This window comes from Klebsiella sp. AqSCr, assembly GCF_008452795.1.
Classification (GTDB): domain Bacteria; phylum Pseudomonadota; class Gammaproteobacteria; order Enterobacterales; family Enterobacteriaceae; genus Klebsiella; species Klebsiella pneumoniae.
Window position 1 is genome coordinate 1545207 of the sequence record NZ_MJDM01000005.1, and the last position, 14890, is coordinate 1560096.

Below are 14890 nucleotides of genomic sequence, written 5' to 3' on the forward strand. Positions count from 1 at the left end.
CCCCTTATTGCGCCTGCCAGAGAATGACAGCCGCCGTTACCAACAAGTTGACCAGCGTTAACGGCAGGCATACCTTCCAGCCAAAGGACATTACCTGGTCATAGCGCGGACGCGGTAATGATGCGCGGATCAAAATGAACATCATCATGAAGAACGCGGTTTTCAGCGCGAACCAGATGAAAGGAGGTAACCACGGGCCATTCCAGCCGCCGAAGAACAGCGTGACGATCAGCGCTGAAACGGTGACGATACCGATGTATTCCCCGACGAAGAACAGACCGAATTTCATGCCGGAATATTCAATGTGGTAACCATCGGCCAGTTCCTGCTCCGCTTCCGGCTGGTCGAACGGGTGACGGTGACACACCGCCACGCCGGCGATGGCGAAAGTCACGAAGCCGAAGAACTGCGGGATAACGTTCCACAGATGCGCCTGGTTGTTAACGATATCGGTCATATTGAATGACCCCGCCTGCGCCACCACGCCCATCAGGGAGAGACCGAGAAACACTTCGTAGCTCAGGGTCTGCGCGGAAGCACGCATCGCCCCCAGCAGCGAGTATTTGTTATTGCTCGACCAACCGGCGAACAGCACCGCGTAGACCGCCAGGCCTGCCATCATCAGGAAGAAGAGGATGCCGATGTTCAGGTCGGCCACCACCCACGTCGGGCTAACCGGCACGATAGCGAAGGCCAGCAGCAGCGAGGTAAAGGCGATAACCGGCGCCAGAGTAAAGATCACGCGATCGGAGAAGCGCGGGATCCAGTCCTCTTTAAAGAACATCTTGATCATGTCGGCGACCAGCTGCAGCGAACCGCCCCAGCCGACGCGGTTAGGTCCGTAGCGGTTCTGGAACAAGCCGAGCAGACGACGCTCGCCGAAGCTCATGAACGCGCCGCAGGTGACAACCACCAGCAGAATGACCACGGCCTTCAGGATGCTTAACAGAATGTCGATAAGATCCGGCGTTAACCAGCTCATGCTTTCGCCTCCTGCAGTGAATCAATACGCGATCCGGTCAGCACCGGCGCAATGCCCGGCATGCCCATCGGTAAGCCAACCTGTCCCGCGGTCAGGCCTTCAGAGATAACCAGCGGCAGACGCAGGGTCTGGCCTTCCACGCTAAAGGAGAGCATTGCGCCTGGGTTGACGCCAAGCTTCGCGGCATCCGCCGGGTTCAGCTTGATGTACGGCTCAGGCATCCGGCTCTGGAACACCGGCGCGCGCTGAGACAGCTCATCGCTGCCGAACAGATGGTAGTACGGCGCAATTCGCCATTTGCCCTCTTCCGCCTGGAAGCTGGCCGGCACCGCCGTGAAGTACTCCAGTCCGCTGGCGGACGCTTCAAACAGACGAACGCCCGGATCGCCGTGGCGCAGTTTCCCGCCCACTTCATCCTGGAACTTGTTCCATGCCTGCGGGGAGTTCCAGCCCGGCGCCCAGGCGAACGGGATCTGCGAACGCGGGGCGGACGGCTGGTTGTTCCCTTCCATGGAGAAGGCGAACATCGTGTCTTTATCCTGCGGCTGACGCGGCTCGTGCACGCTGATGTTAGCGCGCATCGCCGTGCGGCCGCTGTAGCGGTGCGGTTCACGCGCCAGCTTCTGGCCGCGAATGCGGAAGGTCGCATCCGGCGCGGCGTCTTTAATGCCCGCCAGCTGCGGCAGCGCGGCAATCGCCGCATCAATGACGTGGTCCAGCTGAGTCCAGTCAACCTGACGGTTGTTGACGGTGCTGTGCAGCGAATGCAGCCAGCGCCAGCTTTCCAGCATTACGGTTTTCGCGTCGTAGTAAGCCGGATCGTAAACCTGGAAGAAACGCTGGGCGCGACCTTCGTTGTTCACCACGGTACCGTCGCTTTCCGCAAAGCTTGCCGCGGAGAGCACCAGGTGCGCTTTGTCCATAATCGCGGTGCGCTGATGATCCACCACCATCACCAGCGGCGCTTTCGCCAGCGCAGCGTCAACGCGCGCGGCGGAGGCATGACGGTGAAGGTCGTTTTCCAGCACGATAACCGCGTCTGCGGCGCCGCTTTCCAGTTCGTCCAGCGCCTCTTCAAGCGAGCCGCCGCCGATCATGCCCAGTCCGACGCTGTTAACCGCCCGGGCGACCATGGTCACCCCGACATCGGCGCCGCGGCCTTTCAGAGCTTTCGCCACGTTAGCGGCGGCCTGGATGATCTCCATGCTGCCGGCGTTGGTCCCGGAGATGATCAGCGGTTTTTTCGCCCCGGCCAGCGCCTGAACGATAACGTCGACTTTACTCTGCAGGTCCTGGCTCAGGCCGTCAACCGCCGGCGCGCTGTCGTCCAGCGCATGGGCAATAGCAAAGCCGAGACGCGCCTGATCTTCTACCGGCGCGCGGTAGGTCCACGCCGCGATGTCATCCAGGCGGGTGTCATCGACGTTGGTGACGAATAGCGGGTGCTTGGCGCGCTGGCCGATGTTGAGGATCGCGGCGATCTGCCAGTCGGCCACTTTCTGCGCCGCCGCCATTTCGCGTGCTTTCCCTTTCACTGCCTGGCGTACCGCCAGGGCCACGCGCGCGCCGGTCTGGGTAATGTCTTCGCCCAGCACCAGTACCGCATCGTAGGATTCGATATCGCGCAGGCTTGGCGTGTGGATCCCGCCCTCGCGCAGCACTTTCAGCATCATCTGCAGGCGCGCTTGTTCGCCTTTGGCGATGCCGGTATAGAAGTTGTCGGCGCCCACCAGCTCGCGCAGCGCGAAGTTGCTTTCAATGCTGGCGCGCGGGGAGCCGATGCCGATCACTTTCTTCGACTGGCGCAGGATATCCGCCGCCCCCTGCATCGCCTGCTCGGCGTTAAGGGTGATCAGATCGTCGCCGCGGCGCTGTACCGGCTGACGCGGACGGTCTTTCAGGTTCACGTAGCCATAGCCGAAACGACCGCGGTCGCAGAGGAAGTAGCGGTTCACGGTACCGTTATAGCGGTTTTCGATACGACGCAACTCGCCATAGCGTTCGCCCGGGCTGATGTTACAGCCGATGGAACACTGCTGGCAGATGCTCGGCGCAAACTGCATGTCCCACTTACGGTTATAGCGCTCGGAGTGGGTTTTGTCGGTGAAGACGCCGGTTGGGCAGACTTCCACCAGGTTGCCGGAGAACTCGCTCTCCAGGGTGCCATCTTCCGGGCGGCCGAAGTAGACGTTGTCGTGCGCGCCATAGACGCCCAGATCGGTGCCGTCGGCATAATCTTTGTAGTAGCGCACGCAGCGGTAGCAGGCGATGCAGCGGTTCATTTCGTGCGAAATAAACGGCCCCAGATCCTGATTGCGGTGGGTACGCTTGGTGAAACGATAGCGGCGGAAGCTATGACCGGTCATCACCGTCATATCCTGCAGGTGGCAGTTGCCGCCCTCTTCGCAGACCGGGCAGTCGTGCGGGTGGTTAGTCATCAACCACTCCACCACGCTTTCGCGGAACTGCTTCGCTTCGCTGTCGTCGATAGAAATAAAGGTGCCGTCGGATGCCGGAGTCATACAGGACATCACCAGGCGACCACGCGTGTCTTCCGCGTTCTGATATTGCTTCACCGCACACTGGCGGCAAGCACCGACGCTCCCTAGCGCCGGGTGCCAGCAAAAGTAGGGAATATCAAGACCAAGAGAGAGACAAGCCTCTAGCAGGTTGTCCGCCCCGTTGACCTCGTATTCTTTGCCGTCTACATGAATCGTAGCCATTTGCGTGCTTCCAAAAATAAAAAACCTTTAGATTACCAGCGCGTCTTAAGCAGGTTCGGCTGAATCCCGTTGATTGCATGGGTATTGCTGAACTGCTGCTTAATGCCAGCCTCGAATTCTTCGCGGAAATATTTAATCGCGCTCTGTAGCGGCTCGACCGCGCCCGGCGCGTGCGCGCAGAAGGTTTTACCCGGGCCCAGGAATCGACACAGTTGCTCAAGGGTTTCGATATCGCCAGGCTGGCCTTCGCCGCGCTCCAGGGCGCGCAGGATCTTCACGCTCCACGGCAGACCATCGCGGCACGGCGTACACCAGCCGCAGGACTCGCGGGCAAAGAACTCTTCAAGGTTGCGCACCAGCGAGACCATGTTGATCTCGTGGTCAACGGCCATCGCCAGCGAGGTGCCCAGACGGCTGCCCGCTTTACCAATGCTTTCGAATTCCATCGGCAGATCGAGGTGCGCTTCGGTGAGGAAGTCGGTCCCTGCTCCGCCCGGTTGCCAGGCTTTAAACTTCAGGCCATCGCGCATACCGCCGGCGTAATCTTCGAGGATCTCGCGGGCAGTGGTGCCGAACGGCAGCTCCCAGACGCCCGGATTCTTTACCCGGCCGGAGAAGCCCATCAGCTTGGTGCCAGCATCTTTGCTGGTGGAAATGTTCTGGTACCACTCGACGCCGTTGGCGAGGATCGCTGGCACGTTGCACAGGGTTTCTACGTTGTTGACGCAGGTCGGCTTGCCCCAGACGCCGGAGCTCGCCGGGAACGGCGGCTTGGATCGCGGGTTGGCGCGGCGGCCTTCCAGGGAGTTGATCAGCGCCGTCTCTTCGCCGCAGATATAGCGCCCTGCCCCGGTGTGCACGAACAGCTCGAAGTCAAACCCGGTGCCGAGGATGTTTTTCCCCAACAGACCCGCTTCGGTGGCTTCAGCAATCGCGCGACGCAGATGCTGGGCCGCTTCAATATATTCCCCGCGCAGGAAGATGTAGCCGCGGTACGCTTTCAGCGCAAACGCGGAGATCAGCATGCCTTCCACCAGCAGGTGCGGCAGCTGCTCCATCAGCAGGCGGTCTTTATAGGTGCCCGGCTCCATTTCATCGGCGTTACACAGCAGGTAACGGATGTTCATGGATTCGTCTTTCGGCATCAGGCTCCACTTCAGACCAGTGGAGAAGCCCGCGCCGCCGCGCCCTTTCAGGCCAGCGTCTTTTACCGCCGTGACAATCTCATCCGGGGCCATCCCGGTCAGGGCTTTACGCGCCCCTTCATAGCCATTTTTACTGCGATACTCGTCCAGCCACACCGGCTGCTTGTCGTCGCGCAGGCGCCAGGTGAGCGGATGCGTTTCCGCAGTACGAATTACGGTTTTCATTTGTACTGCTCCAGCAGGTCAGGAATTGCCTCCGGCGTCAGATGGCTGTGAGTATCCTCATCAATCATCATGGTCGGTCCCTTGTCGCAGTTACCCAGGCAGCAGGTCGGCAGCAGGGTAAAGCGGCCATCAAAGGTGGTCTGCCCCGGCTTGATATTCAGTTTCTTCTCAATGGCGGCCTGAATACCCTGATAGCCGGTGATGTGGCATACCACGCTGTCGCAGTAGCGGATCACGTGACGGCCAACCGGCTGGCGGAAAATCTGGCTGTAGAACGTCGCCACGCCTTCCACGTCGCTGGCCGGGATCCCCAGCACATCGGCGATGGCGTAGATCGCGCCATCCGGCACCCAGCCGCGCTGTTTCTGAACGATTTTCAGCGCTTCGATGGACGCCGCACGCGGGTCTTCGTAGTGGTGCTTCTCGTGCTCAATAGCCTCACGCTCTGCCGCACTCAGCTCAAAAGCCTCGGTTTGTGGTTGTTGATTCTCGTGCATAATTAGCGGTCCACGTCTGACATAACAAAATCGATACTACCCAGATAGACGATCAGGTCGGATACCAGGCTGCCGCGGATCGCCGACGGGATCTGCTGCAGGTGCGCAAAGCTCGGCGTACGCACGCGGGTACGGTAGCTCATGGTGCTGCCGTCGCTGGTCAGGTAGTAACTGTTGATCCCTTTGGTCGCCTCAATCATCTGGAAAGATTCGTTGGCCGGCATCACCGGGCCCCACGATACCTGCAGGAAGTGGGTGATCAGGGTTTCGATATGCTGCAGCGTGCGCTCTTTCGGCGGCGGCGTGGTCAGCGGGTGATCCGCTTTGAACGGGCCTTCCGGCATGTTATCGAGGCACTGCTGAAGAATGCGCAGACTCTGGCGCAGCTCTTCTACTTTCAGCATCACGCGGGTGTAGCAGTCTGAGACGCCCCCCCCGGTCGGGACTTCGAAGTCGAAGTTTTCATAGCCAGAGTAAGGACGCCATTTACGCACGTCGAAGTCGATACCGGTGGCGCGCAGGCCTGCGCCGGTGGTGCCCCACTCCAGCGCCTCTTTGGCGGTATAGGCTGCCACGCCGACGGAACGGCCTTTCAGAATGGTGTTGCGCAGGGCGGCCTTCTCATAGGAGTCCAGACGCTTCGGCATCCACTCGAGGAACTCACGCAGCAGGCGATCCCAGCCACGCGGCAGATCGTGCGCGACGCCGCCGATGCGGAACCACGCCGGGTGCATACGGAACCCGGTAATCGCTTCCACCAGATCGTAAATTTTCTGCCGATCGGTAAAGGCGAAGAAGACCGGCGTCATCGCGCCGACGTCCTGAATAAAGGTCGAGATATACAGCAGGTGGCTGTTGATGCGGAACAGCTCGGAGAGCATCACGCGGATCACGTTCACGCGATCCGGTACGGTGATCCCAGCCAGTTTTTCCACCGCCAGCACGTACGGCATCTCGTTGACGCAGCCGCCGAGATATTCAATACGGTCGGTATACGGGATGTAGCTGTGCCAGGACTGACGCTCGCCCATCTTCTCGGCGCCGCGGTGGTGATAACCGATATCCGGTACGCAGTCGACGATCTCTTCGCCGTCCAGTTGCAGAATAATGCGGAACGCACCATGCGCCGATGGATGGTTCGGACCGAGGTTGAGGAACATGAAGTCCTCGTTGTCGGTGCCGCGCTTCATGCCCCACTCTTCCGGTTTAAAGGTCAGCGCCTCCATCTCCAGATCCTGTTTGGCTTTGGTCAGCTCAAACGGGTCGAACTCGGTGGCACGCGCCGGATAATCTTTACGCAGCGGGTGACCTTCCCAGGTCGGCGGCATCATGATGCGACGCAGGTTCGGGTGACCATCGAAGGTAATGCCAAACATTTCCCAGGTTTCACGCTCATACCAGTTGGCGTTGGGGAACAGTTTGGTGAAGGTCGGCAGATGCAGATCGTTTTCCGACAGCGCCACCTTGAGCATGATGTCGCGGTTGCGATCGATGGAGATCAGGTGATAGAAAACGGAAAAATCCGCGGCGGGCAGGCCATCGCGGTGCGTGCGCAGACGTTCGTCCATGCCGTGCAGGTCAAACAGCATCACGTAAGGCTTCGGCAATTTCTTCAGGAAATCACCCACCTCCAGCAGCTGTTCACGCTTCACCCATACCACCGGTACGCCGGTACGGGTTGGCTGAACGGTAAAGGCATCCGGCCCAAAGCGGTTGCGCAGTTCGCCAATCACCGGGTCATCAAGGTGATCGCGGGTTTGCCAGGCTGGTGCGGCGTCATGCGCGGTTAAATCGGTCATATTGTTCACCATTGCAAAAGGTCCGTGGTGACTGCCGGCGAGACTTCGCGCTGTTGTAGATTGATTTGCGAAGTGGTTCTCCCGCCCGCAGGCGCAAATTAAATCTCGTCCGGCGTCCGCAGATTGGTCACTGCAATACGTTCGCCGCGTTTACGCTCGCGTTCCGACTGCATATTGGCGCGATAAACGCCCTGATCGCCAACCACCCATGAGAGCGGACGACGTTCTTTACCAATGGACTCCTGCAGCAGCATCAGCGCCTGCATATAGGCCTCCGGACGCGGCGGGCAGCCCGGGATGTACACATCGACCGGAATGAATTTATCCACGCCCTGGACGACGGAATAGATGTCGTACATCCCGCCTGAGTTGGCGCAGGCGCCCATGGAGATCACCCACTTCGGCTCCAGCATCTGATCGTAGAGACGCTGAATAACCGGCGCCATTTTGGTAAAGCAGGTTCCCGCGACCACCATCAGGTCCGCCTGACGCGGAGAGGCGCGCAGAACTTCTGCCCCAAAACGCGCAACGTCATGCACCGCAGTGAATGACGTCACCATTTCCACATAACAGCAAGAAAGGCCGAAGTTGTACGGCCAAATTGAGTTCTTACGGCCCCAGTTCACCATGTCATGCAGCGCGTGTTCGAGTTTCCCCATATACACGCTTTTATTGACTTCCTGCTCCAGAGGATCGGTAACGATCTCCTGTTTCTGCAGGGGGTAACGGTCGTTCTCACCGTTAGGATCTATGCGGGTGAGCGTATAATCCATCTTATTGCCTCGCTTTTACTGCATATGACGGTTAGTGGGACTGTCTGTTTCCGGGTTAACCAGCGTGCGACGGGAACGCGCAGGCGTCCAGTCCAGTGCGCCGATGCGAACGAGATAAACCAGACCAGCCAGTAGCACTAAAATGAAAATTGCGGCTTCCACAAAGCCGACCCAGCCGCTCTCGCGGATAGAGGTCGACCATGCGTAGAGATACAGGGCTTCCACGTCGAAGATAACGAAGAACATGGCAACCAGATAAAACTTCGCAGAAAGACGTAAGCGGGCCGAACCGACGGAGTCGATCCCCGATTCAAACGGCGTGTTTTTACTACGCGCGCGCGCGCGACCGCCAAGGTACCAGCCGCCGACGAGCATGAGGCAGCACAGGCCGATAGCGATGATGAGAAATATAGCGAATGCCCAATGATGAGCGATGACTTCAGTGGATGTTGACATACGCATTGCTTAACCAAAAAAGTGTAGCGCCAAAACCCTCTGCTCTTACTGGCAGATGAACGCCACAGCGTTTCACGGGAGGAATAAAAAATAACCGTGCAAAAAAGCGTCCCTGGTCGATGTGAGAAGCCCAGATGCCGTGGCTTTTTACCCCTTTCTTTAACCTTTTGTCAACTTTAACAAAAGTTTTCATAACATTAATTTACATTGGAATCTTTTCATTAACATTAAATGCCCTTTTCTGCGAAATAACCTTGCATACTGTTCGGTTTTAGTGTTGTTGAATCGTGTCCGTTTCCGTCGTAAATCAAAAATCCCTTCTATTTTGACAGGATTTAGCCTCGATTCCTCCCCCCAAAGAGGGGTATTTTCTTGATCTGCGACACGGTTTTGTTAATTACCCCAGGAAATCGGCAACAATCCATCCGTTTTTTTAACATTAGCAGGAAGTGTTGAAAGTGCAGGGAAAAGTCGACAAGCTGAGCGCCTTGTCACGCCAATACGCTGATTTTTCTGCAAAGAAATACAAAAAAGATTCAAAACATCAATAAGAGTGCAAAAAAAAGAGCCGCCAGGCGGGAAACCAACTCCTGAGGCTCTTTTTGGGCACTTACATTCTGTTACCAGTTTTTGTGATCTTTGTTAGCAAGAATACCCTTACAAAACCAAGGTATTCCCTCCCTCTTCCGGAGTAAGTGCTGTGCCCGTTTCCCAGGGATGGATCTCCTGGCTCAGAGACTGAAAAATCGCCTGCGGCAGTTCGCTCACCGTCCGCGGATTGCAGCTGACGACGTACCGGGTGTCCGGCAACGCCGGTAACCCCTCACTGATGCCAGCCACGCGTAGATCCGGGCTCATCATTTCGACCGGGCGTGCCGTCACGCCCAGCCCGGCCTTCACCGCCGCTTTCACGCCCGATAGCGAGGAAGCTCCGTGGGCCAGATGCCAACTGATGCGAGCAGTTTCCAGCGCGGCGATAATATCCTGGCGGAATGGACTTGGCTCTTCGAGCAGGATCAGGGGGATAGATTCCCCCTTCGCCAGCACATATTCCGCTGCACAATACCAGAGAGTAGGTGATGTTCTCAGGGTGAAAGAGGTAAAGCCGGGAGGCTGATGGGTGGTCAACGCCAGATCGACCAGCCCCTCGGCCAGCATCTCCATGATGGCGGCATGGGGGTGAACTTTGATCTCCAACGTCATTCTGGGATAGAAACAGCCGATGCGGTTTAACAAAAACGGCAGGATGGTGTCAGCCGTTTCTTCTGACGCGCCGATGCTCAGAGCCCCCTGCAGGCTGCCATACATCAGCGACATACAGGCTTCATCGTTAAAACGGAGAATTTTGCGGGCATAGCCCAGCAGCTGGATCCCCTGCTCGGTCAGCAGCTTATTGCGGCCGTGGCGGGCGAAAAGCTCTTTGCCCACCAGCTGTTCCAGGCGTTGCATTTGCTGACTGACCGCGGACTGAGTACGACACACTGCGGCGGCGGCGGCGGCAAAAGTGTTCAAATCAGCGACCGCGACAAAGGTACGCAGCAGATCGAGATCGAGGTTGAGTATGGGACGAGTTGTATTAATCATCTTTCTTCACTTACAGGTGGCTAACGCTGACCTGCCTTGTTGATGCTTTACGCCAGGTTTCCGGCTATTCCCTGAGCCTCGTGCTCACCGTCTGACGGCGGATAAACAACTGGACGAACGTTATTACATGCCAAAGTACTCGTCTGGGCAAATGCGCAGAACTGCGGAGTAATATATTGTTCGTATTTCTCATTATTATTTATTACCACGACCAGCCAGGCGCCATACGTCGCCGCGGGAACCCGGTCAGTGATGCTGAGAAAATCGCTCTTCTGGCGTAGCTTTCCGGCAGAAAAGGAACAATAAAATCCTGTAATAACAATATATTAATTCTCAATGCAACCGCAGTTCTTGGCGGTTAACACGGATATTAACGGTGATATTCTAACCTATCCCCCTCCTTTTTATAAGCCTTAATAAGGATTAACTGAGACAATTTTAAATTTTTTTCAACATTTTATATTAATTAACAAACCTCAGATTATTACCCGCTAAAAATAATAATAATGTGGTCGCACGCTGTTTTTTATTAAAATTATTTAACATCAAAATTACAAGCCAATCGCGCTTGTATGCAGGATAGCGTTTTTTAGCGACTCCCCCTTCTCCCTCCCCATATTACCGGGCAAACAAACGAGATAAATGATGGCAAAATCGCTATTAAATCTATATTTAAGACCAAAAAATAGACATAAAAAGGCATAAGCTACAGACCAAATCCGCAATCGGTAGATAAATCAATTGCACTTAAAATCCGGCGTTAGCAAAATCTTCTCCTGCAAAGCCTTCAAAACAGCGGGGAGGGGGAGTACATTGTTCCGTGCTGACTTCCACGGCAGGGAGTGGCGATAACAGCTAAAAGGTCAAGATTCATGTCCCCCATCGAAAAATCCAGCAAGTTAGAGAACGTCTGTTATGACATCCGCGGCCCGGTTCTGATAGAAGCCAAACGTCTTGAAGAAGAAGGCAATAAGGTTCTGAAACTGAACATCGGCAACCCGGCGCCATTCGGCTTCGAGGCCCCTGACGAGATCCTCGTCGACGTCATCCGCAATTTGCCTACCGCCCAGGGTTACTGCGATTCGAAAGGATTGTACTCGGCGCGTAAAGCTATCATGCAGCATTACCAGGCCCGGGGTATGCGCGATGTCACGGTGGAAGACATCTATATCGGCAACGGCGTGTCCGAGCTGATTGTGCAGGCGATGCAGGCGCTGTTAAACAGCGGCGATGAGATGCTGGTTCCCGCCCCGGACTACCCGCTGTGGACGGCGGCGGTGTCGCTTTCCAGCGGCAAAGCGGTGCACTATCTGTGTGACGAATCCTCTGACTGGTTTCCGGATCTGGACGACATCCGCGCAAAAATCACACCGCGCACCCGCGGGATCGTGATCATTAACCCTAACAACCCCACCGGCGCGGTCTATTCCAAAGAATTGCTGCAGGAGATCGTGGAGATCGCTCGTCAGCATAATCTGATCATTTTCGCCGATGAAATTTACGACAAGATCCTCTACGACGAAGCCCAGCATCACTCTATTGCCGCCCTGGCGCCGGACCTGCTGACGGTGACCTTTAACGGATTGTCGAAAACCTACCGCGTTGCCGGCTTCCGTCAGGGCTGGATGGTGTTGAATGGCCCGAAAAAACACGCGAAGGGCTATATCGAAGGGCTGGAGATGCTGGCTTCAATGCGTCTTTGCGCCAACGTGCCGGCCCAGCATGCTATCCAGACGGCGCTGGGCGGCTATCAGAGCATCAGCGAATTCATCATCCCCGGCGGACGCCTGTATGAACAACGCAACCGCGCCTGGGAGCTTATCAACGATATTCCGGGCGTCTCCTGCGTGAAGCCAAAAGGCGCGCTGTATATGTTCCCGAAAATCGACGCCAAACGCTTCAATATTCATGACGACCAGAAAATGGTGCTCGACTTCCTGCTGCAGGAGAAAGTCCTGCTGGTGCAGGGCACCGCCTTTAACTGGCCGTGGCCGGATCACGTACGCATCGTGACCCTGCCGCGCGAAGACGACCTGGAGATGGCTATCTCCCGCTTTGGCCGCTTCCTCTCCGGCTACCATCAGCTTTAATCGCGCCGCCGCCGGCATTTGCATCCGGCGGCGATCCCTGCGCACAATGGAACCCGATGTTGTCACTGATTAAGGGTCCCTATGAGTCAGAGTCATTTCTTTGCCCACCTCTCCCGCCTGAAACTGATTAACCGCTGGCCGCTGATGCGCAACGTGCGCACCGAAAATGTCTCCGAACACAGCCTGCAGGTGGCGATGGTCGCCCACGCGCTGGCGGCGATTAAAAACCGCAAATTTGGCGGCCAGGTCAACGCCGAGCGTATCGCCCTGCTGGCGATGTACCATGATGCCTCGGAAGTACTAACTGGCGACCTCCCTACTCCGGTGAAATATTTCAATTCGCAGATTGCCCAGGAATATAAGGCGATTGAGAAAATTGCTCAGCAAAAGCTGGTGGATATGGTCCCTGACGAGCTGCGCGATATTTTCGAGCCGCTGATTGATGAGCATCACTACAGTGAGGAAGAGCAGTCGATCGTTAAACAGGCTGACGCCCTCTGCGCTTACCTGAAGTGCCTCGAAGAGCTGTCTGCAGGCAATAACGAATTTCTGCTGGCCAAAGGTCGGCTGGAAAAGACCCTGGCATCGCGGCGCAGCGCGGAGATGGATTACTTTATGCAAGTGTTCGTCCCAAGCTTCCAGCTGTCGCTGGACGAAATTAGCCAGGATTCGCCGCTGTAAGGTTCTGGCCGGGCGGCGGTTGTGCTCTACCCGGCCAGAATATCTTAAAACGGAAACAGTACCGGGATCAGCAGGACGCAGACCACCATCACCAGTATGGTAAAGGGCACGCCTATTTTGACAAAATCGCTAAATGAGTACTTGCCCGGGCCAAGCACCAGGGTGTTAACCGGCGAGGAGACCGGGGTCATAAACGCCGCCGAAGCCGCCATCGCCACCACCATGGCAAAAGGATAGGGAGAGACGCCCATTGACTTCGCCGCCGCTAAGGCAATAGGCGCCATCAGCACCGCCGTGGCGGTGTTTGAGATAAACAGCCCAATCGCCGCGCACATCATGAACAGGCAGCCGAGCATCAGATAAGGCCCCTCGCCTCCGGCGACATCCATCAGTCCCTTCACCACCAGATCCACCCCGCCGGTTTTTTGCAGCGCCAGGGCAAACGGCATCATCCCAACAATCAAAATAATGCTCGGCCAGTGGATCGCCTTGTAGGCGCTTTCGGCATTGATGCAGCGGAATTTGCCCATCAGCAGACAGGCGATAATCGCGGCAATCGGGTTGGGAATTTCATCGGTGAGCATCAGGGCTACCATCAGCACCAGGCAGAAAATCGCATGCGGAGCCTGGCTGTGGGCCGGCGAAGCGTCATCGACCTCAACCGGCATATTGAGTACCACGAAATCCCGGCCGCGCTTCGCCAGCAGGGCAATTTGCCGCCAGTTGCCGACCACCAGCAGGATATCGCCGAGCTGCAGCGGCTCATCGACCACCGAACCATCCATCGCTTTGCCATCGCGCTTCATGCCGACGATATTGAGACCAAACCGGGTGCGGAAGGCTATCTCACGCACCGTTTTGCCAATCATCTCTGAATCCGGGATCAGCGCCACCTCCGCCATCCCCACATCCAGCGCCTGATCGGCAAAATACTCGCCGCGCAATACCATCGGCTCAAGCATTTGCTCGCCGCAGAACTGGCGTAAATCGACATCGGAGGCGGACATATCGATCAGCAGGACGTCGCGGGCGCGAAATTCCGATACCCCGTTGACGTTGACAATTACCCGGCGGAACCGCCGCCAGCGTTCAACGCCGATCACGTTGGCGCAGTAGCGCTCACGCAGCTTTAAATCATCCAGCCGCTGACCGATCATCGGCGAACCCGGGCGGATGGCCAGCCGGCGAGCGCGGCCGGTGAGGTGATACTCGCGGATCAAATCGCGGAAGGTGCTTCTTTTTCGCCCATCGCGTGCGGAGTCGCCATTATCCGTCTTCAGCATAAAGCGCACCGCCAGCATATAGACGATGCCCAGGATCAGCACCACCAGGCCAATCGGCGTGACGCTGAAAAAGCTGAAGCCGTGCAGTCCCTCGCGCAGCAATTCACTGTTGACCACCAGGTTGGGCGGCGTCGCCACCAGGGTCATCATCCCGCTGATAAGCCCGGCGAAGCTCAGCGGCATCATCAGCCGCGATGGCGAGGTATTCATCCGCGCCGAGACGCTAAGTACCACCGGGATGAAAATGGCGACCACCCCGGTGGAGCTCATAAACGCGCCCAGACCGGCGACGGTGAGCATCAGGTAGATCAGCATTTTGGTTTCGCTGTTCCCCGCCACGCTCACCAGCCATGCCCCCATTTTGGTGGCGACTCCGGTGCGCACCAGGCCATCGCCGATAATAAACAGGGCGGCAATCAGGATCACGTTAGGATCGCTGAATCCGGAAAAAGCTTCATTTAACGTCAGCGTTCCGCTGAGGACAAAGGCGACAATGACCATCAGGGCGATAGCATCCATGCGCACCTTGCCGGTAGCAAACAGCACAACCGCGATGGCCAGGAGGGATAAAACCCAAATCAATTCACCGTTCACAACGTTTCCTTGTCACAAGTGGGAGTCGACATAGTGGCATAAAAAAGCCCCGACGACG

At 57.0% G+C, this 14890-nt stretch carries 11 protein-coding genes; 2 read left to right on the forward strand and 9 right to left on the reverse strand.

The genetic code is table 11. The annotated features are described in order from the left end of the window. Positions 1-4: 4 nt before the first annotated feature. The 8 genes from nuoH to BHE81_RS11500 all read right to left on the reverse strand — a co-directional run bounded on the left by nuoH (position 5) and on the right by BHE81_RS11500 (position 10184). Positions 5-982: an NADH-quinone oxidoreductase subunit NuoH gene (gene nuoH / locus BHE81_RS11460; protein WP_002913156.1), complete on the reverse strand. Its 978-nt coding sequence runs from the start codon at positions 980-982 to the stop codon at positions 5-7. Continuing rightward, positions 979-3705 carry an NADH-quinone oxidoreductase subunit NuoG gene (gene nuoG, locus BHE81_RS11465; protein ID WP_023301698.1) on the reverse strand — a complete coding sequence of 909 codons (2727 nt, stop codon included), beginning with the start codon at positions 3703-3705 and terminating at the stop codon, positions 979-981. The genes nuoH and nuoG overlap by 4 nt, the downstream gene beginning before the upstream one ends. 32 nt (positions 3706-3737) lie before the next feature. Further along, positions 3738-5075: an NADH-quinone oxidoreductase subunit NuoF gene (gene nuoF / locus BHE81_RS11470; RefSeq protein WP_002913158.1), complete on the reverse strand. Its 1338-nt coding sequence runs from the start codon at positions 5073-5075 to the stop codon at positions 3738-3740. Then, positions 5072-5572 (reverse strand): NADH-quinone oxidoreductase subunit NuoE, encoded by a 501-nt coding sequence (gene nuoE, locus BHE81_RS11475; RefSeq protein ID WP_002913160.1) that lies wholly within the window; start codon positions 5570-5572, stop codon positions 5072-5074. The genes nuoF and nuoE overlap by 4 nt, the downstream gene beginning before the upstream one ends. Positions 5573-5574: 2 nt before the next feature. Next, positions 5575-7383 (reverse strand): NADH-quinone oxidoreductase subunit C/D, encoded by a 1809-nt coding sequence (nuoC, locus tag BHE81_RS11480; protein WP_002913162.1) that lies wholly within the window; start codon positions 7381-7383, stop codon positions 5575-5577. A gap of 86 nt (positions 7384-7469) precedes the next feature. Then, entirely contained in the window at positions 7470-8144 is a 675-nt protein-coding gene (gene nuoB / locus BHE81_RS11485) for an NADH-quinone oxidoreductase subunit NuoB (RefSeq protein WP_002913178.1), read from the reverse strand. Positions 8145-8159: 15 nt separating this feature from the next. Beyond that, positions 8160-8606, reverse strand: a complete 447-nt coding sequence (gene nuoA / locus BHE81_RS11490) for an NADH-quinone oxidoreductase subunit NuoA (RefSeq protein ID WP_002913181.1) — start codon at positions 8604-8606, stop codon at positions 8160-8162. Positions 8607-9257: 651 nt separating this feature from the next. Continuing rightward, on the reverse strand, positions 9258-10184 hold the full coding sequence (locus BHE81_RS11500) for a LysR family transcriptional regulator (RefSeq protein ID WP_023301697.1): 927 nt from the start codon (positions 10182-10184) through the stop codon (positions 9258-9260). An 872-nt stretch (positions 10185-11056) separates the two neighbouring features. On the opposite strand from BHE81_RS11500, the gene alaA reads away from it, so the two are divergent. Both alaA and yfbR read left to right on the forward strand, forming a co-directional pair. Then, positions 11057-12274 carry an alanine transaminase AlaA gene (gene alaA, locus BHE81_RS11505; RefSeq protein WP_110246491.1) on the forward strand — a complete coding sequence of 406 codons (1218 nt, stop codon included), beginning with the start codon at positions 11057-11059 and terminating at the stop codon, positions 12272-12274. Between the two features lie 81 nt (positions 12275-12355). Beyond that, positions 12356-12955 (forward strand): 5'-deoxynucleotidase, encoded by a 600-nt coding sequence (yfbR, locus tag BHE81_RS11510; RefSeq protein WP_002913188.1) that lies wholly within the window; start codon positions 12356-12358, stop codon positions 12953-12955. Between the two features lie 44 nt (positions 12956-12999). Here the strand turns inward: yfbR and BHE81_RS11515 are convergent, their stop codons facing one another. Then, positions 13000-14832: an SLC13 family permease gene (locus BHE81_RS11515; protein WP_004149189.1), complete on the reverse strand. Its 1833-nt coding sequence runs from the start codon at positions 14830-14832 to the stop codon at positions 13000-13002. Positions 14833-14890 lie beyond the last annotated feature (58 nt).